Here is a 22,002-nt window from a genome sequence, read left to right as displayed (position 1 = left end):
GTGAACATCGACTCGGTATAGCCGTCCGCTCCGCGCATCGCTTCAGTCTCAGTGTTGTCCGGTTCTTTGTTTCAACGTTTACCCCTCCCGCGCGGATGACGTGCGCGGGAGGTATTTCAACAGCCTGCTAAAAGATGATCTTGCGCAGAACGGACCTTGTCGGATAGCGCGCGAATGCACGCTTGCGTCGGAAAAGGCATCAAACACTGGCGGCGAGGTCCCTAGAGTCATATGCTCCATCAATGGATGACTCGGACAAGGATAGTCAGGGAGGCGTCGACTCACACGACGATTGGCCGAATGAACGCCGAAAATTCCGCGAAATTCATCACGACGCCGGACTCCGTCAGCGACGCCATCGTATTTGTACTGCACTACCCCGGATTCGACATCGATAAAGGGCGCGGCGAACTGCGCGTCGAGGGACGCCCTGTTGCCCTCAGACCCAAGACCTTTGCGCTATTGCTGCATCTGGCGCAGCACCCCGGCCGCCTGCTAGGCAGGATCGAACTCATCGAGGCCGTATGGCGCGACGTTATTGTCACTGACGATTCGCTGGTGCAGTGCATCGGTGAATTGCGCGCGGCGCTGGGCGATCGAAGTCAGCAGTTAATTCGGACGGTGCCGCGCCGGGGCTATATTTTCGACGTCCGGCCAGTCGGGTCATTTTCCGCCGAAGGCCCGGACCTGACGGCACCTTCGTCATCGGTGGCGCTCAATGGGGACATCGGCGTGCCGCAATCGGTTCGGGAAGCGGCGCTGAAGCAGTCTTCTTCTGATTTCGTCGATACGGCTGTCAGAAGAGCAGTCCCTTCGAACACAGAGTCCGCTGGGGAAGAGCGCGCTTCCCTGACGAGGTCAGCACGCGCGACCGGCAATCTGCCGGCCCAGATGCCACCGCTCTATGGGCGTGCGGACGACATCGCCACGCTCGCGCGTTTGCTGGAAATCTGCCAGCTCGTGAGCGTGGTTGGCCCCGGGGGCATCGGCAAGACACGGGTGGCGCAGGCCGTGGCGCACCGGCTGCGCAACGACTATGCAGACGGCGCCTGGCTCGTCGAACTGGCCTCGCTGGCGGACGCTCAACTTCTCGTGCCGACCGTGGCGCGCGTGCTGGGACACCAGATCGCGCTCGAAGCAGGGGGACTCACGTCGCTGGTGCAACTGATCAGGGATCAGCGACTGCTGCTGTTGCTGGACAACTGCGAACACCTGCTCGAACCTGCCGCGGACCTGGTCGCGCGGATCGTGGCCGCCGCACCGGGCGTGCGGGTGCTGGTCACCAGTCAGGAACCGTTGCATATCGATCAGGAGCAGATCTTCCGGCTCGACGCGCTGGCCGTGCCCGCGAGCGCCGACGCGACCGTCGCGCTGGGCTTTGGCGCGGTTCAGCTGTTCGTCGCCCGCGCCCAGGCCGCCGATCCGAAGTTCACGGTCGGCAGCGGCAACGTGGGCGATGTGGTCGAGATCTGTCGGCGGCTCGATGGGATTCCGCTGGCGATCGAGTTCGCCGCGGCGCGGGGGGCGCTCCTCGGACTGCATGGGCTGAGGCTGCGGCTCGACGAGCGGTTGAGGCTGCTGGCGGGCGGAACTCGAACCGCGCTGCCTCGCCATCAGACTTTGCGGCGGGCGCTGCAGTGGAGTTATGGGCTGCTCACGGCGCCCGAGCAGACCGTGTTCGACCGGCTCGGCGTGTTCATGGGCAGTTTCTCGCTCGAAGCCGCACAGCGCGCAGCGAGCGACCAGACAATCGATAGCTGGGCAGTCATTGATCACCTGGCCTCGCTGGTGGACAAATCGCTCGTGATGATTGAAGGCGGCGGAATGCCGCGCTACCGGCTGCTCGAAAGCAGCCGGTCCTTTGCCTTGGAGCGGCTCGCCGTCACCGGTGCGCTCGATGCGACGCGCCGGCGCCACGCCGAAGCGCTAGCGGAGAACCTGGCCGGAGACGATCCCTTCGAGGAGCCTCTGGCGCGGATGCGTCGCATCGCGCCAGACCTGGACAATGTGCGCGCAGCCGTGGCGTGGGCACTTGGACCGACGGGCGATCGCCGGATCGCGGTCGAGCTTGCCGCCGCCACGGACACGCTATGGGATGCACGCGGCTTCAACGACGAAGGCGCGCGGCTGTACCGCACGATCGAACCCTGGGTGGACGAGTCAATGCCGCCTCGACTGGCAGCGCGCTTCTGGTTTGCCGTCGCGGACCTGCGCATGCGTACGGAGACGAAGCGCCAGGCCGCTTCGGCACTGAAGGCGGCTCGACTCTTTCAAAGCCTGGACGACCGCTTCGGAGTCTTCAGCTCCTTGATGGTTGCAGCGCTCCAGTTTGCCATGCTGACCGATCGCGACGCGGCGAAGGCAGCACTGGCCGAGGCAGAAGCCCTGTTCGACGACGCATGGCCGTCGTGGTTGCAAACGTACACCGATTGGTGCAGAGCGGCTTGCGCGTACTATATCGATGGCACTCCCGAGGAAGCGCGAAGACTAGCCAATGCGGCATTGCAGGGGCATCGCCGTGGCGACAGCTTCTTCGGAGACCGCTGCCAATTTTTGCTGGCCGCCTGCGACTTGATGGCGGGCGACTTCGCTTCCGCATTGCGGCGATGTAACGATATTCTCGACAGCGCCAGCGTGACCGGAAGTGTCCACCTGCGGTCGCAAATCCTCGTTGTACGCGGCGCGGCGCTCGTTTATCTCGACGACATCGAAACGGCTGAGCTCGAACTGCGCAGCGCTTGCACGCTGTCGATGCATGCGGATGGTCCGATGACCTGTCCCTACTGCTACGTAGCGCATTTGCTGGTGCGGCAGGGCCGTCTCGCCGACGCCGCGAGGACAATTGCCTGGATTGACAGGCGCCTTCTGCAGGCAGACCTTGGTTACCGCGATTGGATACCTCCGCATGCGGTGTCCAGCTACGAGCATGCGCGAGACATTGTCCGCTCGTCATTCACGCCCGAAGAACGTGATCGATTTGCCAGCGAAGGCGCGCGGCTCGATGTCGAGCAAGTCACAGCAATGGCATTTCCGGCTCGATAGAACGAAAAGCGACGCGGCGGATTTGGACTCATTGCACCGGAAACCGCGGCTGCCCGCGCCCGCCTGAAGCACAAGTCATCTTCCACCAATCGAACCGATTGCCTTCAATACGCCGTCGTCGTGGTCACATCTTTCGGCGCAATTTCGGCGTTGATTCGGCATCCCTTCGTGCGACCCGACCCCGCCGTGCCTACGCTGCTCTTGCCAGCGAACTCGCATATTGCAACGAATCGCGCATGGATGCGGCGACCGCTGCGTCATTAATGGCGGCGGCGCGCGACTAATCCTCATCACGGGCCCTCGCTCACGCGCATCCAGCGTATTCGAGCCGAATTCAACCGCTTGCGCACTGCCGCCACGCAAACGGTTTGTCGTCGTGAGCGGCACATCAGTCCCGACGCGAATCAATCTCGTCGAACTTGTAGGAGACGCATCATGAAGTATGCACTGAAGGTGGCCTTGGCTTGCACAGCCGTTACTATGGTGGCAGGCGTCGCGTTTGCTCAGGGGGGCGGAAATGGCAATGGTGGAAGCGGCGGAGGTAGCGCGCATGGCGCGGCAACTTCCGGCATGACACGTAACGGAGACCCTGTGTCGAGCCCGTTGGATGCGATACCGGGCAAAAATGATTTCGGCAAGAACGAGTCCGATACGCACTCGATGCCGCCGAACGATGCCCTAAATACAGCGAAGAGCGGTCAATAAGGCGACTGTCCGGTCATGCAACGGCTGACCGAAGTCACTGGCCGGCGCCGTCGCAGGAGTGTTTTGCTTGCACCAAGGGTGCATCGCCATCCTTTCTGCAAGCATTACCCACACTATCTCTATTCAAACCAAGTATCTATAACAGTTCTGTGGAGCCCGCAATGTAGTACGAGTTTCGAAGTAGTCAACGGAGCAGGGAAAATGAAATCAACGTTAAGAAAATTGGCATTGGCCGCATCCATGACTGTTTCCGCCGGCGCGACATTGGCCCAGACGTTCAATATGCCTCGGCACGGTAGCACGACCTACACGAATTACGCTATCAACCACGAACTGGCCACCATCGACATGGGCGATCAAGGGTCCAGTTTGCTGATTGAGGGGTTCGGGATCACGCGCAATTCGGTCGGCGAAAAGCCTTTCGATCGTATGTCGGTTCACTGCCTTTTCTATGAAAGCGCTAGAAGCGGCAAATATGAAGTAAAGGGCGCTTGCACCGAAACTGATGTGGACGGTGACAAGATCAACCTCACCTTTGAAACGGACACTCAAACTTTGACCGGAGGTACCGGCAAGTACAAAGGAATAAGCGGTTCGGGGACATTCTCGGGACAGCTATTGCACCCACCCGCCGTGGGCACGCATGCGGTCGAGGTGAATAACAAGATCACCTGGAATATGAATTAGCGATATGCGCCGACCCATGCGGTCGACTCCGAAACTGGTTCCCTCGCAAAAATCTTGCACGCGCAGTCGCGTCAGATCGCATGCCCAAGGTTTCCTATCAACCGCAGGATTGAGCATGCCAGTAGCGAGGGTTCGAAGTCGTATTCGGTCTTGTGCGAGCCACCCAGACTTTCGAAAGCTTCCACGGTAAAGCACGCCGTTGCCATTCACCCCAATAGCATTGCTCGACACGTCAGCATTGCGGCGCTTCTTCCGGCAATGCTCGACGTTGCGCGCGATAACGTGTCATCTCCTCGTCCAGCCATGTGGCGAAAGCGACGAATGGCGCCCACTCGCGCCGCTGCTCCGGAAACATCAGATAAGTCTTCTGCGCATTGATCGCCGCATATCCGCCGATGCGCACCAACTGGCCCAACGCCAGCTCCTGCTCGATCAGCACGCGCGGCAATAGCGCGAGGCCCAAGCCCGCGACCGCTGCTCGAATCGCCATGATGAAGAAGTCGAACGAGTGGTCGCTGCCGTTGCGCGGCGTGTGTTCGATGGCTTCGTGCGCGGCGGCTTCGCTCCACGTCATCCAGGCGGCGGGCAGATCGCGCGTATGAATCCACGGCATCTCGACGATGTCCTGCGCGGCGAGTTCATCGGCCATTGATGGCGAGGCGACCATCCACACTTCGTCGTCCGCCATCAGCACCCTGCTCGCGAGTCCCGGCAGCGGCGACTGCTCGAAGTGAATCGCGGCGTCGAAGTTCAGGTCGTGGAAGTACGTTGGTTGATCACGGCCAATCAGCCGTACCTGGATCTTCGGCTGCGCGCGATGAAAAGCCGGCAGCCGAGGCACCAGCCATTGCGCGCCGAAGGTGACGCCTACCGCGACGCGCAGCGTCGAGCGTTCGCGATTGGCTACGAGTTGCTGCGTGTCCTGGCGAATCTGCTCGAGATTCACGCGGATGCGATGCGCGTAATCGGCGCCCGCATCGGTCAGCACCAGACGCTGGCTGACGCGCCGGAATAACTCGACGCCGAGGCTGGATTCGAGTTCGTTGACCTTCTTGCAGATGGCGCCGTGTGCCTGCTGCAGTTCAGTGGCGGCCTTCGAGAAGCTTTGATGACGCGCCGACGCCTCGAAGGCCTGCAACGCCGTCAGGCTCGGAATTCCTCTACGCAATGACACGAGCGGGTCTCCATAGGAAGTTCGCTCATTTTAGCGCCATGCTTGCGGCGGGCTCGCGCCGACGTTCGGTGTCGAGCACGATCGCAAGCCCTGCACCGGCGGTCATCGCCACCGCGATGCCGATGAATGCGAGCTGAAACGTGCCGGTCGTATCGCGCACCCAGCCGATGAGATACGGCATCAGAAAGCCCGACGATACGCCGATGCTCGTAATGAGCGCGATCCCCGCCGCCGCCGCGCGATCGGTGAGGATGTTTCGCGGCAACTGCCAGAACGTGCTGATGCTGCAGAAGCACGCGGACGTGCCGACCGCCAGCACCGCGATGGTCGCGAGCGGCGACGACAGATAGAGTGCGCTTGCGAGCGCGATTGCCGACAGCAACATCGGTCCGGCGACGTAGCGCGCATGAATGCGCTTGCGACTCACGATACGTCCCCACACGATCACGCTGACCACCGCGGCCGCGAACGGCGCGGACGTGATCAGGCCGATCTGCGTGAGCGAGTACTGCGCGCTACCCTTGAAGGTCTTCACGACCTGCGGAAGGAAATACAGCAGTCCGATGATGCCCGAGTTGATGCCGAAATAAACCAGGCCGAGGCCCCAGACCTTCAGGTTGGTGAGCGCGTGGCGCGCGTTGCCGGGCTGCACGGCGGCGGACGCGGCCTGCTCCTCGCCGATGAGCGCCGCGCGGATCGTCTGACGGTCTTTCTCGCTCAGGCCGCGCCATGCGTGAGGACCGTCCGGCAAATAGAACCACGCGACCACGCCGAGCACGATAGCGGGCAGACCTTCGAGCAGGATCATCGCGCGCCAGCCGGTGATGCCGAACACGTTCGCATGCTCCATGATCCACGTCGACACCGGCGCGCCGATCATGCCGGTGAGCGGGATCGACATCGTGAAGAGCGACATCATCCAGACGCGATTGCGTGCGGGCATCCACAGCGTCAGGTAGTAGACCATGCCGGGATACAGCCCCGCCTCGAACACGCCGAGCGTGAACCGCGCGATATACAGCCATTGCGCGTTCGGCACGAAGCTCGTGAGCGACGACAGCAGGCCCCAGGAGACCAGTATGCGTGTCATCCAGCGCCGCGCGCCGAAGCGATGCATGCACAGATTGCTGGGCACTTCGCACAGGATGTAGCCCAGAAAGAACAGACTCGCGGACAGCCCGTATTGTGCGGCGCTCATGCCGAGTTCGGCGTTCATCGTCAATGCCGCGTAGCCGACATTGGCGCGATCGAGCTGGTTGGCGACGTACATCAGCACCATCAGCGGCGCGAGCCGCCACACGACGCGTTTCATCAGATCGGGCGGCAACGCGCTTTGGGTATCGAGAGTCTGCATGGGTGTTGTCCGGGCACGAGTCCTTTCGTGGCTTCATTTAGCACTAGCCGAATTTCCATGACAATCCACGAAAAGTATCTGTCCTGTGACGCTTCGGCATAACCTCGTGCAAAGCCATGCGCGACGGGCCTTCGTGGCGAGTGGTGCCGAAATCTCACACGACATTGCGCAAACCGCCATGGACGGCGGCACTTCTGGCGCACCAGAATAACAATGTCCCGTCTCTTTCATCGAGGGTGCCGCATGTGCTCGGTCGACTCCGACGATTATCAGATTCCCACTCCCATCGGCGGAGCGTTGCCGGTTCCGCGTGTCCATAAAGACCACGAGACCGAGCGGCGGCATCGCAAGCTCAAGCTCGCGGCGGCGTTCCGGCTGCTGGCGCGCTTCGGGCTGACGGAGGGCATCGCCGGTCATGTGACGATGCGCGATCCCGAGCATCACGACCGCTACTGGGTCAATCAATATGCGCAGCACTTTTCGACCATCCATCCCGACGATCTCATGTGCATCGACGACAAGGGCGCGGTGCACCACGGCAGTGGGCCGGTCAATGCGGCGGCGGTCGCGATTCATTGCGGGCTGCATCGCCAGAATCATGCGGCGGCGGCCGCCGTGCACACGCATACGACCTATGGCCGCGCGTTCGCCGCGCGCGAACGGCTGCTGGCGCCGATCAATCAGGAAGCGTGTCTGTTCTTCGAAAACCATGTGGTATTTCGCGGAGACATCGTCGTGCTCGCCACCGACGAGGGCGCGCGTATAGCGCAGACCATGGGCGAGTGCAAGGCCGCAATCCTATTGAATCACGGCCTGCTGACGGTGGGATCGAACGTGGATTCGGCCGTGTATCGCTTCATCGCCATGGAGCGGTGCGCGCAGGTGCAGTTGCTGGCAGAGGCGGCCGGCCCGCTCGAGCCGCTGAGCGCGGAAGAGGCACGGGCGACGCGCCGGCATCTGGCGTCAGACTACGTTGCCTGGCTCGGTTTTCAGGGCTTATTCAAGCAGATACTGCGCGAACACAGCGACCTCAACGACTACGCGCGCATGCTCGACACTTAGTCGTTGATCAAAGCGACGATACACATGCGTACGGTACCTTCCACTTCAAGCGCGCTCATGACGCTTATTGCAAATACATCAGGAACAAGGTCAGCGGCCCATTACTTCTGATCATTGGCACCGAGCGCATTCGCGGCAGTATGCAAGCGATCACCATATCAGCCGGCCTCGCCTTTGTGAATATCAATATCTACTCCACGTGATGCGATATTTGTCGCGTCACCGCTCTTGACGTTGGCTTCTTGCCGAATGATCATAACCTCTGAGCCTGCATCGAACTTCTGTCAGTCGCAGCTTCAGAAATATCGATACCCGTGCGTAGTCATTGTTGGGAGACGTGCAATGACCTACCCGTCCCAATCCATTGTTCAATGGACGAAAGACAACGCGAAACAGCTTCTTCCCGATGCGGTTTTCCTCAGCTTGCTACATCGCAAGCGCATCGGGCGCTTCCCCAAACTTTTTCACCCCACAACCTACAACGAGAAAATCCTGCTACGTTGCTTGCGGCCGGACTCGCGATACAGCGCTTTGACCGACAAACTGACCGTGCGCGATTACGTCAGAGAAAAGATCGGTGAGAAATACCTCATCCCCATCATCTCCGCGCCCTCGGACTTTACGCAAAAGACGTTCGACATGTTGCCGAATTCCTTTGTCATGAAGGCGAACCATGGAAACAATTTTGTGGAAATCGTCCGGGACAAGTCGCAGCAGAGTTTCGAACATCTCCAGTGCCTCGCCAGCCAATGGCTCTCCACCAATTTCTACAGAAATGCGCGGGAACGGCACTACCGAGGAATTCAGCCACGCATTTACTTCGAGAGTCTGCTGCTCGACGAGCACGGCATGATTCCAGCCGACTACAAGGTTCACTGCTTTGCGAACGGATCGGGACGACCCGTGATGTATATCTTCGTCATCTCAGACCGTTTCGGAAGCAACACGCGCGGCGACACATACGACGCACAATGGAACCGTATCGACCTCGAGTTTGCTCCCTACCTTCGCAGCACGCGGCCGGCACCGCGACCGAACAATCTGGAGCTGTTGCTCGATACGGCGGCGCTTCTGTCCGAGGGTTTCGATTATGTTCGCGTCGACCTGTACGCACCATCTGACCGGGTGTTCTTCGGCGAACTCACTTTCACGCCGGGGGCTGGCGTAAGTCCCATGTTGCCCGATCGGGTCGATTATGAATGGGGACGTCTTCTGTCGTGAGGGTGTCTGCAGTGTGGTCGTGACGGCGTTCCTCTTCATCAGCCTGGCGGCCGACTGCGACCGCCAGCCCCATTAGCGGCACTCAGCTCTGTTAGTCGCTGGACGCGACCCGTTCACGGGTCAATTTCGCCGCGACCGTCCTTCCTCCATCAAGCCTTTTTTTACTCGATCGGCGCCATCGGTTGCCGGGTGGTCTGTCAGGTTCGCCCACTTCTTCCATAAGCTCATATTACAATGCCGGGCTAAAAACGCCGCCCGGTACGGTGGCACACAGACCAAAACGCTCAATGTCGACCCAGCTTTCGAATCCTCCGTCGCTCGCCTCGGCCTCCGACCAACCTGCCGCCGCAGGCATCGCATCACTCGGCTGGCTGCTCCCCTTCCACGCAGTCGTCTGGACGCTCGCCGCCTGGCTCGCGCGCGGCAATCTGGACATCCAGGGCGACATGGTCGAGACCTACGTCTGGGGCATCGAGTGGCAGGCCGGTTACGCCAAGCACCCGCCGCTTTCGTCGTGGGTCGCCGCGGCCTGGTTCAGCGTGTTCCCACATACCGATCTCGCCTATTTCGCGCTTTCGGCGGTGAACGTGCTGGTCGGCCTCGCCGGGATCGTCGCGCTCGCCGGGCGCTTCGTGCCGCGCCAGATCGCGATCTTCGCCGGGCTTGCGATGGCAGTATCGCCGCTTTACTCGAATCTCGCCATCAAATTCAATCCCAACTCGATCCTGTTGTCGGTCTGGCCGTGGACCGCCTACTTTTTCGTCCGCTACGTGCAGCCGGGCAGCCGCGTCGCGCGCGGCGGCGCGGCGCTCGGTCTCGGGGCCTGCGCGGCGCTTGCGGTGCTGGGCAAGTACTTCACGATCGTGCTGCTGCTCGGGCTGTTGCTGGCGTTGCTCGCGCGCCCCGCATGGCGGGCGCGCCTCGTCAGCGTCGATTCGCTGCTCGCGGTGGCGGCGGGCGTCGCCGTGCTGGCCCCGCACGTGCACTGGATGATGGTCAATCATTTCCCGACGCTCGAGTATGCCGCGCAACGCACCGGCGGCACGCTTCTCGCCGCGGTCGGGCGCTTTGGCATCTACACGCTCGCGCAGATCGGCTACCTCGCGCTCAGTTTCGTTTTCGTGCTGTTGATGGTGCGCACGCGCGGGGCGGCGCGGCTAATGGCGCTGAGCGTCGTTCGGCCCGCGTCGCACCCGGATCTCTGGTGGCTCGCGCTGGGGCCGCTGTTCGCCGTGGGCGTGCTGTCCGTGATCGGCAAGACGCAGATGGCCTCGGTCTGGGGCATGGCGCAGTGGTTCGCGATCGTGCCGCTCTGGCTTGCCGTGCTCGCGCAAGCCCGCGTCGAGTTCGCGCCGCAGCGTGCGATACGCGCGATGGCGGTGTACTGGGCGCTGGTGCTCGCGGTGTCCGCCGTGGTCGGCTACACGGGGGCGCAGCGCAATACCGACGACGCGGCCGAGCCGCGCGCGGAACTCGCGGCAGCCGCGCAGGCGGTGTGGCACGAACACACCAGCCAGCCGCTGTCGATCGTGGCGGGCTCGACGCATGAAGCCGCTTCGATGGTGTTCTATGACGGCGGCCGCGCCCGCTTCTGGGATCTCGACTGGCCGGCAGCAACGCCTTGGGTCGCACCCGCCGATTTCACGCGCCAAGGCGCGCTGATCGTGTGCCGTGGCGACGACTCGGACTGCATCGCGACCGGATCGTCGCTAAGCCATGCCGCGCCGGTTGCGCTCGAGGTGGGCAAGACCGCATGGGGACGGGAGTTGCCCGCGCGTCCCTACCAGCTGTTCGTGATCGTGCCGCAGTCGTGAGCCATGCGCCGATCACGCCGGACCGCGGCCGGCCGCTCGTCGTCGATCTCGACGGCACGCTGTTGCGCTCCGACGTTCTGATCGAGTGCGCGCGGGCGTTTCTGAAGACCTCGCCGCTGCGCTGCTGGCAACTGCTGGTCTGGCTGCTGCGTGGCGGCAAAGCGGGCCTGAAGGCGCGGCTCGCGGCCGCCACGGATCTCGATGTCACCGGGCTGCCGTATGACGCGTCCCTGCTCGCGCAGTTGGCGGCGGAGCGTGCATCCGGCCGTGCGCTCGTGCTTGCGACCGCCACCCACCAGCGCTACGCGCAGGCCATCGCGGATCATCTGGGCTGCTTCGACGAGGTCCATGCGACCGACGGTAAGGTCAACCTGTCCGCGAGACGCAAGCGTGACCGTCTGATCGCCGCCTTCGGGGAGCGCGGCTTCGACTACGCGGGCACTTCGCGCGACGACGTGCCGGTCTTGGCCAGCGCCGCGCGCGCGTGGGTCGTGAACCCGGAGCGCGGCGTCGAGCGCGTGGCGCTCGCGCACGGCAATGTCGATCGCGTGATCGAGACCCGGCAGAGGCGCCTGAAGGTGCTGGGCAGAGCGCTGCGCCTGCATCAGTGGCTCAAAAATCTGTTGATTTTCGTGCCGCTGCTCACCGCGCACCAATTCGGACAGCCGGCGACAACGCTCGCCGCGGGGCTCGCATTCGTCGCCTTCGGGCTGTGTGCGTCGAGCGTCTACCTGCTCAACGATCTGATCGATCTCGAGGACGACCGCCATCATCCTTCCAAGCGCAATCGGCCGCTCGCATCCGGCGCGTTACCGCTACGCTGGGGCGTTGCGTTATGTCCGGTATTGCTGGCCGGCGGCGCGCTACTCGCATTCGGCTGCCTGCCGCTGCGCTTCGCGCTCGCACTGCTCGCCTACTACGCGCTCACGCTCGCGTACTCGCTTTACCTGAAGCGGCTGGTGATGGTCGACGTGGTGGTGCTTGCCGCGCTTTACACCGCGCGCATCGTGGCGGGTGCAGCCGCGATCGGGGCACATCTGAGCTTCTGGCTGCTCGCGTTCTCGATGGTCATGTTCCTGAGCCTCGCGCTGGTCAAGCGTTATGCGGAACTGCATGCATTGCAGGCGCGCGGGCTGACGAAAACACGCGGGCGCGGCTACCAGTCCGACGACCTGGCGCTGATTTCATCGCTCGGCGCCGCATCCGGTTATCTCGCCGTGCTGGTCCTCGCGCTCTATATCCAGGACCGCAATACCGCGCTGCTTTATCGTCACCCGCCGATGATCTGGCCGGTGTGCGCTATCCTGCTGTACTGGGTCAGCCGCATTTGGCTGATCGCCCATCGCGGACAGATGCACGACGATCCAGTGCTGTTTGCGGCGAAGGACCGCGCGAGCTGGCTCATGATCGCACTCTGCGCGGCGTGTTTCTGGATGGCGTTATAGAGCGGCGATCATGCGTCGGATGGTGCGCTTATCGGGGCCGCCCTCTGCCGTTCTGCAATACGCTCGCAACCTGACCGGGCGTGTGGAAAGCGGTACCATGAAAACACCATCGGACGCCAGGTTCATCTGTGCCTGAGCGTGTAACGTCTCCGTCGCCAGGGGTCCTGCCATGATCGTGTATCACACCGTAGCCGATTCACCGGTGATCGAAATATCCGTCGAAGGCAAAATCACCGACCACGAACTGCGCGAAGCCATCGAGCGCATGCGCGGCGATCTTGAACTGAACGGTAAGACCCGCGTGCTCGAACGTATCGAGCATTTCAGCGGAATCGAACCGAAGGCACTGTGGACCGACCTGACGCTCGGCGTCTCCGTCGCCCGCAAGGTCAAGCGCGCCGCCGTGGTAGCCGACGCGGGCTGGATTCACGCGTCGATGCATTTGGCGCGCTTCTTTACAAAGGCCGAAATCAAGGCGTTTCGCGTCAACGAGCTGGAACAGGCGCGGGCCTGGATCAACGCCTGAACGTCGTCTCCAGCTGGACGCATTGAGCAGAGACCGGTACTGCCGCATCAGGGACATGCAGTGCCATCCACACAAGAAGCACAACAGGAGAAGAGGAGCACATGACGAAGCGAGTGATTGTGACCGGCGGCAGCGGCCTGGCCGGAAAATGGGTCGTCCAGGACCTGGTCGAGCACGGCTACGAGGTAATGAATGTCGATCGCGTGCCGATGGCAACGCGCACCGCACGCACGTTGATTACGGACATCACCGATGCGGGCCAGGTATTCAATGCGCTGGCGTCGAGCACGGCCCCGGGCGAATTCGCCAACGACCTCGAACCCAAGCCGATCGACGCGATCGTGCATTTCGCGGCGATCCCTCGCATCATGATCACGCCCGACAACGAGGTGTACCGGATCAACGTGATGGGCACGTACAACATCCTCGACGCAGCGTCGAAGCTTGGCATTCGCAAGGTTATCGTGGCATCGAGCGAAACCACCTACGGCATCGTGTTCGCGCACCGCGACCGCAGTCCGGAATACTTCCCGCTCGACGAGGAATATCCGGTGGACCCGATGGACAGCTACGCGACGTCGAAGGTGATCAACGAAGTGACGGCGAAGGCGTTTCACGCGCGCACCGGCTCCGACATTTACTGCTTCCGTATCGGCAATGTGCTCGAACCCAGCGACTACGCGAAGTTTCCGGAGTGGCTCAAAGACCCGGCACTGCGCAAAAGGATCGCGTGGAGCTATATCGACGGCCGCGATCTCGCGAGCGCGTGCCGGCTCGCCATCGAAAAGGACGGTCTCGGCTTTCAGGTCATGAACGTCGCGGCCGACGACGTATCGTCCGACGTACCCACCGCGGAACTGCTCCAGCGCTACTACCCGGGCGTGCCGGTCAGAAAGCAACTCGGCGAGTTCGAGACTCTGCTCAGCAATGAGAAACTCAAGCGCCTTGTTGGGTGGAAACAGCAACACTACTGGCGCGACGAAACGAAGAAGATCGTTTAGTAGGCATGGCAGGCCGGTGCCCTGCCGGCCCAATCATGCCGTACGAGTCCTGATTGCCTACCTTGCAACGACGCTGAAGGGTGCAATGGCGCCGTTCTCGATCCCGCGCAGATCAGTGCTTGTGCACCTTCTCCAGACTGTCCGCGCGATGCACCGCATGCTGACCGCTTTTCTCGCTTTCGACCTCGTAACGGGGGTCATCCTTCGACGCACTGATAACCTGACCCTCCAGTTCCGTATCCCTGATGATCCTGCGGACGACCGTACCTGTCGTCACGCCTTGCGGGGTATTCCACGTGACGCGATCACCTGTTTTCAGTCGATGGGACATGATTGTGCTCTCCAGTGGTTGAACCCATAGGATCGCAGCATTCGTCGTTCCTGAGCCGGCTCGAGCGTCTCATCCGTTATTCGCCGGGTTGCGGCGTATAGCGCAGATACGGACGCTCCGCACGATAGCCCTTGGGAAATTTCTCTTTGATAACGGCTTCGTCCTGAAACGTGAGCGGAATGATCACCTCGTCGCCGCTCTTCCAGTTGCCAGGGGTGGCCACCTGATGTGCATCGCTTAGCTGCAACGCGTCGATGACCCGCAGAATCTCGTCGAAGTTACGGCCGATGCTGAGCGGATAGGTCAGCGTCAGCCGCAGGGTCTTCTTCGGATCGATGATGAAGACCGCGCGCACCGTGGCCGTTCCCGACTGGTTCGGATGGATCATGCCGTATAGCGCGGCGACCTTTTTGTCCTTGTCGGCGATGATCGGAAAGCCGACCACGGTTTTCTGCGTCTCCTCGATATCTTTCGTCCATGCCTTGTGCGATGCGACGTCATCGACTGAAAGGGCGATCGCCTTGACGTTGCGCTTCTCGAACTCGGGCTGCAATTTCCCCGTCAAACCGAGTTCCGTCGTGCACACGGGTGTGAAGTCCGCGGGATGGGAAAACAGAACGACCCATGCATCGCCGGCCCACTCGTGGAAGCGGATCCGCCCCATTGACGTGTCCTGCTCGAAGTCAGGCGCGGTATCGCCCAGACGAAGACTACTCATGATGTTGACCTCTCAGGTTAGATCGCCCCACGGAGAATTCGTGGAGTCGCGGAATGAATCAGTTCGGCGCGTAGATATAGCGGCGTGACCACGGAAGCTTGCTGGCACGGATGCCCGCCTTGCGCGCGACGATCTGGTAAATGGCCACTTCGTCGTTCTCGAATGCGTGAGCACAGCCCGCGAGATAGAGACGCCAGATCCGGAATGTCTTTTCGTCGACCAGTTCGCGCAGCTTCGCTGCGTTCGCCTCGTAATTCGCGCTCCACAGCCGCAGGGTTTGCGCATAGTGCTTGCGAAGGTTCTCTACGTCGAACGCTTCGAGACCGCCCTCCTGCATCGACTTCAACGTGAGGCTCAGATGAGGCAACTCGCCATCGGGAAACACGTACTTATCGATAAAGACGCCGCCGTACGGCGTCTCGCCGCTTTCCGCATCGGTCGACGTGATGCCGTGATTCATCAACACGCCGTCTTCGGCGAGAAGTCCTTCCACGTGCGCGAAGTATTCGGCAAGATTCTGGCGCCCCACATGTTCGAACACGCCGACGCTGGTGATCCGATCGAAGCGTCCGGATACATCGCGGTAGTCCTGCAAGCGGATTTCGATGCGATCCGTCAGACCTCGTGCTTTCACGAGTTCAGTCGCCCACTCGAAGTGGTTTTTCGACAGCGTGATGCCGACACACCGCGCGCCGAATTTACGCGCGGCGCGAATCACGAGCGCACCCCATCCGCAACCGATGTCGAGCAATGTCTGCCCGGGCTTCAGCTGGATTTTCGCGAGGATGTGGTCGATCTTCTTTTGCTGGGCGGTGGCCAGGTCCTCGTCGCCATTCTCGAAGTACGCACACGAGTAGACCATGCGGCGGTCCAGCCACAGCCGGTAGAAATCGTTCGACACATCGTAGTGGTGGCGGATCGCGCGCAGGTCGGACGCGTTCGAATGAGTCAGATGTCGCGCGAGGCGGTGCAACCGGCCCTGCGCCTCCGGCGAAGCCATCGCGAGCGCATAGCCGATATCGACGATGTCGGTCAGGTCCCCTTCGAGATCGATCTTTCCCTGTACGTAGGCTTCTCCCAGCGTGTCCAGCCGCGGCGACAGCAGCAGTCGCGTGACTGCCGCGGTTTTCGCGTGCAGCGTGACGGCTGGCTGCCTGAATACGCCAAGATCATGCGACTGGCCATTCCAGAGCGAAACGCGTGCTGGCAAATTCCTGTGCTCGCGAAGATCGGCCGCCCACGAGGCCAGCTTTCTTTCCCAAAACATCCAATTCTCCTTCATGCACCGCAAGTAAAGCGACATCGTCGAAGCAGACCGTGCAAAACGCTGGATCAACGGTTGAAATCGCGGCCCGAGGTCACGGCATCGACATAACCCGCGCGAATGACGAAGTCACCGAAGTGCTCATGCTCGACGCGTTCGCTGGCGAAATGGCCGAGCGTCGTGTCGAGCGACTCGAGGATCGTCTGTTCGCCGACGTTCTCGCGATACAGGCGATTGAGTCTTTCCCCGTGAAAGCCGCCACCCAGATAAAGGTTGTACTTGCCGGGCGCGCGTCCCGACAGTCCGATCTCTGCGATATAGGGCCGGGAGCAACCGTTCGGGCAGCCGCTCATGCGCATCGTGATCGGCACATCCGTCAGCCTATGCTTTTCGAGCAAGGCTTCGATCTTCGTCACGAGAGACGGCAGGTAGCGCTCGCTTTCGGCCATCGCCAGACCACATGTCGGCATCGCGACGCAGGCCATCGAGTTCAGGCGCAACGCGCTGTCACGAACGTGCGCGAGCAGGCCGTGTTCTTCGGCGAGCCGCTCGATTTGCTCGCGGTTCGCGTCGGGCACCTGAGCAATCACGATGTTCTGATTAGGCGTCAGGCGAAACGTGCCGACGTGCACGCGCGCGATTGCACGCAAACCGTCGAGCAGCGCATGGTCCGGCCCGTTGCTCAGGCGGCCGTTCTCGATGAACAGCGTCAGGTGATGCGCGCCGTCGTCGCCCGTCTGCCAGCCGAGTGCGTCGCCGTTCGTCGTAAAGGCAAACTGGTGCGCGTCTCCGAGTGCGAAGCCCAGCCGCCGTTCGATCTCGGCTTTGACCCAGTCGAGACCGAGATCGTCGATCGTGTACTTGAAGCGCGCGTGCGCGCGTTCCTTGCGGTCGCCGTAATCGCGCTGAACGCTCATCACGGCTTCGCAGGTGGCAAGCACCTGATCCGGCGCGACGAAGCCGATCACGTCGGCGAGCCGCGGATAGGTCGCCGCCGATTGATCGCTGCGTCCCATTCCGCCGCCGATCGCCACGTTGAATCCCTTCAGTTCGCCGTGCTCGGCAATGGCGATAAAACCGAGGTCCTGTGTGTAGACATCGATGTCGTTGACCGGTGGAACCGCGAAGCCAATCTTGAACTTGCGCGGCATATAGGTCTTGCCGTAGAACGGCTCCTCGGGCTCCGGGCCCTCGATGCGTGTCTCGCCATACCAGGTCTCGTGATAAGCGCGCATGCGTGGAATCGCCTGGTCGCTGGCGCGGCGTGCGAGATCATAGACAGCGGCATGGAGTGACGACAGATGCGGATTGATCGAGCACATCACACCGCGGGCGTCGTCGCCGCAGGCAGAGATCGTATCGAGCTGCACTTCGCGCAGGCCCTGAATGAGAGGTCGCAGGTCGTCTTTAAGCACCCAATGGAATTGGACCGTTTGCCGCGTCGTCAGCCGCAGTGTTTCGCCGCCGTTCTCGCGCGCGAGTTGGTCGAGTTTGAGCCATTGCGCAGGCGTGCAGACGCCGCCTGGCATCCGCACCCGAATCATGAACTGAAACGCCGGTTCCAGCTTTTGCCGCCGGCGCTCATCGCGCAGATCGCGGTCGTCCTGCTGATAAATGCCGTGGAATTTCATCAGCTTCGTGTCGGTATCGGCTACGGCGCCCGTCAACGGATCGGCCAGGCTTGCGCCGATCGTGCCGCGCAACTGGTCGCTCGCGGCCTTCAGACGTTCGTCCGCGCTCAAGCGTTCGACGGGCTGTGACAGGTCGCGGCTGCGATCCGGTTCGGTATGTGGGGTGGTCATCATCTCGCTCAGTAGACGTCGCGCTGGTAGCGCCCGTCGCGTTGAAGCTGTTGAAGGTACGCTTGCGCGCATTCGGTATCGAGCGCGCCCTCGCTGCCGATGATCTCGAGAAGCGTGTGATGGACATCGGGCGCGAGGCGGCTTGCATCGCCGCAGACGTATAGGTGCGCGCCTTCTTCCAGCCACGCGAAGAGGTCGTGGCCCTGCGCCTGCATCCTGTGCTGCACGTAGGTCTTCCCTTCGCCGTTGATGCGCCGGTCGCGCGAGAAGGCAACGTCCATCCGGGTCAGCGCGTTGTCTTTCAGCAGCCGTTGCCACTCTGTCTGGTAGAGAAAGTCGGTGCGGAAATTGCGTTCGCCGAAGAAAAGCCACGACCGTCCGTGGGCCCCGCGAGCTTCGCGTTCCTGCATGAAGGCGCGAAACGGCGCAATGCCGGTGCCGGCGCCGATCATGATGATCGGCACGTCGCCTCCGGGCAGCCGGAAGTTCGAATTCCGGTGTACGTACACAGGCAATTGAGCATCGAGCTCGATGCGCTCGGACAATTGACCCGACGCTACGCCTGCGCGCGGTTCGCCGTGCAGTTCGTAGCGCAGCGCCGAAACGGTCAGGTGCACTTCATCGGGTGCCGCGGCGAGGCTCGATGCAATCGAATAGAGCCGCGGCTGCAACGGTCTTAGCGCGGCGAGGAAGTGCTGCGCGTCGATACCCTTGACGGGAAACCGCCGTAACACGTCGATGATGTGGTGGCCGCGCATGTACGCGGTTCGCTCGCCAGCATGCGCGTTGTCGACGAGACGTTCGAGTTCTGCCGCGCCGGAAAGCCGTGCCCAATGCTCGAGAAAGCGCGGCGTGAGTGCAGTGACTTCGAAGCCCGCGCCGAGCGCATCGCCGAGTGTGGTGTCGTTGCCCTTCACATCGACCGCTTGCGAGGCATCGAGATCGAGTTCCTGCAGTACCGCGCGTACCACGAAAGGATCATTCGTCGGCACCACGCCCAATGCGTCGCCCGGTTCGAAGCTCAGGCCCGAGCCTTCGAGCGACAGTTCGATATGCCGGGTTTCCTTCGATGATCCACGCCCCGTCAGCGCGATGTTTTCAATGACGCGGGCGTGAAACGGATGTTGCCTGTCGATGGCCGCCCGCCGTTGCGCCGCAGCGCCTGCGGGCGCGCGCGGGTCCGCGCTGAGCGGATGACCGCCTGCGGATAAATTACTGCCCAGAAGCGCAAGGATCTGCTCGATCCAGGCGTTCGCCGGTTGTTCGTAATCGACGTCACAATCGACTCTCTGCGCGAGGCGCTCGGCGCCGAGCTCCTCGAAACGGCGGTCGAGCCGCTTGCCCGCCTCGCAATAGTGTTCATACGTCGAGTCGCCCAACGCAAGCACGGCAAAACGCACGCCGTTCAGCTTCGGCGCCTTGCGTCCTTCGACGAACTCGAAGAAGTCGGTGGCCGATTGCGGCGGATCGCCCTCGCCATAAGTGCTCGCGACGACGAGGACATCCTGCTCGTCCTTCAACTGACGAACCTTGTAGCTCGCCATGTCATGCAGCGATGCGACGAGACCGCGTTGCGCCGCCTGCTCCGCGAGCGTGCGGGCGAGCGCCGCGCTGTTGCCGGTTTCGCTGCCGTAGAGCACGGTGAGCCGGCGTGCCGAAGTGCCGCCGAGGCCGGCTTCAGCAGCCGGTGCACTCGCTTCGGCTCGGAGTGTGTTGGCCTGGTCGAACCCCGCGAGATATCCGCTGACCCAGACGAGTTGCCGGGAGTCGAGCGAGGTCGTGAGGGCCTTGATGTGTTCCCACTGGACCTCGGTCAGCCCCGGGTCCCGAAATTCCGCGACAGCCATCTCTCTATCGACTCCAGACGTACGCTGCCCCGGGGGGTCCGCGTGAGCGTGTCGCGCGGACCTCGACAGGTCAGCTTGGTGATGAACCAACAGCCATTTTCCGCCACCGGTTATCCGCACGCAAATGGATTATCATTGCAATTGAATGCAAAAAATTTGATATGAAACGATGGATATCACACTGGCTCGCACCTTTCTCGAAGTCTCGGCAAGTGGCAGCTTCATATCGGCCGCGGAGCGTTTGCACCTGACGCAGACGGCGGTGAGCGCGCGCATCCGCACCCTAGAGGAACAGCTGGGACGCCGCCTGTTCGTGCGCAACAAGGCTGGCGCCCGTCTGACGACGGCAGGGGAACGCTTCGTCCGGCATGCAACGACCCTCGTGCAGGTGTGGGAACAAGCTCGTCAGCATGTGGCGCTCCCGCCCGGACGCGAAGAGGGTGTCAGTCTGGGCGGCGAACTCAGCCTGTGGCATCCGCTGCTCGCCGACTGGCTCATCTGGATGCATCGCGAATGCCCGCAGATCGCACTGCGCGCGGAGGTGGACAGCCCGATGCGCTTGCTCGACCGCGTGCATGAAGGCTCGCTCGACATTGCCGTTCTTTACAACCCTCCGCAACGTCCCGACCTGGTTTCGGAACTGCTCGTCGAAGAAAAGCTGGTGATGGTGACGAGCGCGCCAGATGGCGCGATGGACCCCACCCAGTATGTCTATGTCGACTGGGGGCCGAGCTTTCAGGCAAACCATCAGGCGGCCTTCCCTGAACTCGGTAGTCCACCTGTGTCCATTTCGCTCGGACCGTTGGCGCTGACTTATCTGCTGTCAGTTGGCGGATCGGGCTACTTTCGCATCGGCACCGCCGAGCCGTTTTTGCGGGATGGCCGCCTGCGCCTCGTCACGGGCGCGCCGGAATTCTCATGGTCCGCCTACGTGGTGTACGCGAGACGCCAGGAAGGCAACGTTATCGACCGGGTCCGGCAGGGGCTGCGGGCCGTCGCCACTGTATTTGACGAACCGCGCGCGGACCACGAGGTGGGCTCACGGCCGACCGTTCGCGGTAGCAGGCGGCGGACGGATCGGGGCGAATCCGTGTCACAGCGGTGACGACCGAATTGGTCGGACTATCATCGGGCGGAGCCGACCGTTATGAGCAGCGTGACGTCTTGCGGCATGTCCACCGGGTCCGGCCCGGCCACACCCGCCGGCAAATGCAACGTGCCGCCGTAGTGAATCTTGTGTGAGCCGGCAGGTAGATCATTCATGACGCTCTCCAACCGTATTTGTGCTTCTTAACTGGGAACCATCGACTCGGTCGATGGCAACGTTGAAAAGCCACTCGGATTTGCAAACCTGATCAGCCACGAAAGACAACTTCTCTAATCGCAATATCGAGCGAAAGTATGCGAAGCTATTTGCGGTCGATCATTCGCATAAACCGAAAGGCAATAGAGGTCGCATCGACATTCACCTGAGCGGGCGAATGTGAAAAATGGGCGCACGTTGATCGCGCGGAGCCACGTATTTGCTGTGACGCAAATCATCGGCGACCGGAACCAACATATAGGGAGGACTACCTGGTCACTGAGCCAACGCAATGAGCTGAGTGGTGGCAGATGCGTGCAGAAGTTTTGCACGGAAGTCTGCTCGTGGTGACTTCATGAGTCATGCAACGCCAATAAGATTTGCATTGCATGACGTCGTTATAGCAGCGGTGAAAACTACTACAAGGCGATAAATCAGCCGGGATAAGACTTCGGTTAGACGCCACGAGCCATGCAAGAGCGCACCGACTGAATTCGACACATCGGCCGATCGTTATCGGACGCCCGAGCGCACTCCGCTGCGCCGCAGGCTCGCGTGTGGCGCGCAGCACCGCTCGTTCTTGTCGACCGCACTCTTCCACATAAGCCGGAACAGAAAATGTTCGTTCGACACAGATCAAGCGACCTACACTGCAATTCAACGAAGACAAAAAAGATCGCCAGATCTGGCTGGACCCGAACGATCG

18 protein-coding genes are annotated in these 22,002 nt (G+C 61.8%); 10 read left to right on the top strand and 8 right to left on the bottom strand.

What is annotated here, in order from left to right; all coding sequences use genetic code 11:
* Positions 1 to 300 precede the first annotated feature (300 nt).
* The 3 genes from ACLFKU_RS28450 to ACLFKU_RS28440 all read left to right on the top strand — a co-directional run bounded on the left by ACLFKU_RS28450 (position 301) and on the right by ACLFKU_RS28440 (position 4,434).
* Positions 301 to 3,042 carry a winged helix-turn-helix domain-containing protein gene (locus tag ACLFKU_RS28450; protein WP_410851289.1) on the top strand — a complete coding sequence of 914 codons (2,742 nt, stop codon included), beginning with the start codon at positions 301 to 303 and terminating at the stop codon, positions 3,040 to 3,042.
* 435 nt (positions 3,043 to 3,477) lie between these two features.
* Positions 3,478 to 3,747: a hypothetical protein gene (locus ACLFKU_RS28445; RefSeq protein WP_410851288.1), complete on the top strand. Its 270-nt coding sequence runs from the start codon at positions 3,478 to 3,480 to the stop codon at positions 3,745 to 3,747.
* Between the two features lie 201 nt (positions 3,748 to 3,948).
* Positions 3,949 to 4,434, top strand: a complete 486-nt coding sequence (locus ACLFKU_RS28440; protein ID WP_410851287.1) for a hypothetical protein — start codon at positions 3,949 to 3,951, stop codon at positions 4,432 to 4,434.
* Positions 4,435 to 4,666: 232 nt separating this feature from the next.
* Here ACLFKU_RS28440 and ACLFKU_RS28435 read toward each other — a convergent pair whose 3' ends face one another.
* Together ACLFKU_RS28435 and ACLFKU_RS28430 are read right to left on the bottom strand one after the other, a co-directional pair.
* Entirely contained in the window at positions 4,667 to 5,608 is a 942-nt protein-coding gene (locus tag ACLFKU_RS28435) for a LysR substrate-binding domain-containing protein (protein ID WP_410851286.1), read from the bottom strand.
* Positions 5,609 to 5,633: 25 nt separating this feature from the next.
* Positions 5,634 to 6,962, bottom strand: a complete 1,329-nt coding sequence (locus ACLFKU_RS28430; RefSeq protein ID WP_410851285.1) for an MFS transporter — start codon at positions 6,960 to 6,962, stop codon at positions 5,634 to 5,636.
* Positions 6,963 to 7,205: 243 nt separating this feature from the next.
* On the opposite strand from ACLFKU_RS28430, the gene ACLFKU_RS28425 reads away from it, so the two are divergent.
* The 6 genes from ACLFKU_RS28425 to ACLFKU_RS28400 all read left to right on the top strand — a co-directional run bounded on the left by ACLFKU_RS28425 (position 7,206) and on the right by ACLFKU_RS28400 (position 14,031).
* Positions 7,206 to 8,024 carry a class II aldolase/adducin family protein gene (locus tag ACLFKU_RS28425; RefSeq protein ID WP_410851284.1) on the top strand — a complete coding sequence of 273 codons (819 nt, stop codon included), beginning with the start codon at positions 7,206 to 7,208 and terminating at the stop codon, positions 8,022 to 8,024.
* 342 nt (positions 8,025 to 8,366) lie between these two features.
* On the top strand, positions 8,367 to 9,245 hold the full coding sequence (locus tag ACLFKU_RS28420) for an ATP-grasp fold amidoligase family protein (RefSeq protein ID WP_368581321.1): 879 nt from the start codon (positions 8,367 to 8,369) through the stop codon (positions 9,243 to 9,245).
* Positions 9,246 to 9,532: 287 nt separating this feature from the next.
* Positions 9,533 to 11,059, top strand: a complete 1,527-nt coding sequence (locus ACLFKU_RS28415) for a glycosyltransferase family 39 protein (RefSeq protein ID WP_410851283.1) — start codon at positions 9,533 to 9,535, stop codon at positions 11,057 to 11,059.
* A complete protein-coding gene (locus tag ACLFKU_RS28410) occupies positions 11,056 to 12,504 on the top strand; it encodes a UbiA family prenyltransferase (protein WP_410851282.1) in 1,449 nt (482 codons plus the stop codon). Before ACLFKU_RS28415 ends, ACLFKU_RS28410 begins: the two co-directional genes overlap by 4 nt.
* A gap of 169 nt (positions 12,505 to 12,673) precedes the next feature.
* Positions 12,674 to 13,030 (top strand): STAS/SEC14 domain-containing protein, encoded by a 357-nt coding sequence (locus ACLFKU_RS28405; protein WP_368581318.1) that lies wholly within the window; start codon positions 12,674 to 12,676, stop codon positions 13,028 to 13,030.
* Positions 13,031 to 13,131: 101 nt separating this feature from the next.
* Positions 13,132 to 14,031, top strand: a complete 900-nt coding sequence (locus tag ACLFKU_RS28400) for an NAD-dependent epimerase/dehydratase family protein (protein ID WP_410851281.1) — start codon at positions 13,132 to 13,134, stop codon at positions 14,029 to 14,031.
* Positions 14,032 to 14,143: 112 nt separating this feature from the next.
* Here ACLFKU_RS28400 and ACLFKU_RS28395 read toward each other — a convergent pair whose 3' ends face one another.
* The 5 genes from ACLFKU_RS28395 to ACLFKU_RS28375 form a co-directional block, all read right to left on the bottom strand.
* Positions 14,144 to 14,362, bottom strand: coding sequence for a DUF2945 domain-containing protein (locus ACLFKU_RS28395; protein WP_368581316.1), 219 nt, complete (start codon positions 14,360 to 14,362; stop codon positions 14,144 to 14,146).
* A gap of 76 nt (positions 14,363 to 14,438) precedes the next feature.
* Positions 14,439 to 15,080: a peroxiredoxin gene (locus tag ACLFKU_RS28390; protein ID WP_410851280.1), complete on the bottom strand. Its 642-nt coding sequence runs from the start codon at positions 15,078 to 15,080 to the stop codon at positions 14,439 to 14,441.
* A 58-nt stretch (positions 15,081 to 15,138) separates the two neighbouring features.
* A complete protein-coding gene (locus ACLFKU_RS28385; protein WP_410851279.1) occupies positions 15,139 to 16,347 on the bottom strand; it encodes a class I SAM-dependent methyltransferase in 1,209 nt (402 codons plus the stop codon).
* Positions 16,348 to 16,412: 65 nt separating this feature from the next.
* A complete protein-coding gene (locus ACLFKU_RS28380; RefSeq protein ID WP_410851278.1) occupies positions 16,413 to 18,146 on the bottom strand; it encodes an NADPH-dependent assimilatory sulfite reductase hemoprotein subunit in 1,734 nt (577 codons plus the stop codon).
* A gap of 8 nt (positions 18,147 to 18,154) precedes the next feature.
* A complete protein-coding gene (locus ACLFKU_RS28375) occupies positions 18,155 to 19,993 on the bottom strand; it encodes an assimilatory sulfite reductase (NADPH) flavoprotein subunit (protein ID WP_410851277.1) in 1,839 nt (612 codons plus the stop codon).
* Positions 19,994 to 20,162: 169 nt separating this feature from the next.
* Between ACLFKU_RS28375 and ACLFKU_RS28370 the strand changes: the two genes are divergently transcribed.
* The gene (locus ACLFKU_RS28370) at positions 20,163 to 21,098 is read left to right on the top strand and encodes a LysR family transcriptional regulator (protein WP_410851276.1); all 936 of its coding nucleotides are present in this window, start codon (positions 20,163 to 20,165) and stop codon (positions 21,096 to 21,098) included.
* Between the two features lie 20 nt (positions 21,099 to 21,118).
* Here ACLFKU_RS28370 and ACLFKU_RS28365 read toward each other — a convergent pair whose 3' ends face one another.
* On the bottom strand, positions 21,119 to 21,256 hold the full coding sequence (locus ACLFKU_RS28365) for a hypothetical protein (RefSeq protein ID WP_410851275.1): 138 nt from the start codon (positions 21,254 to 21,256) through the stop codon (positions 21,119 to 21,121).
* Positions 21,257 to 22,002 lie beyond the last annotated feature (746 nt).

The organism is Paraburkholderia sp. EG304, from assembly GCF_046543485.1.
Classification (GTDB): Bacteria; Pseudomonadota; Gammaproteobacteria; order Burkholderiales; family Burkholderiaceae; genus Paraburkholderia; species Paraburkholderia youngii.
Note: the sequence above shows the minus strand (reverse complement) of the source record. Positions and strands in the feature narration are given on the sequence as shown.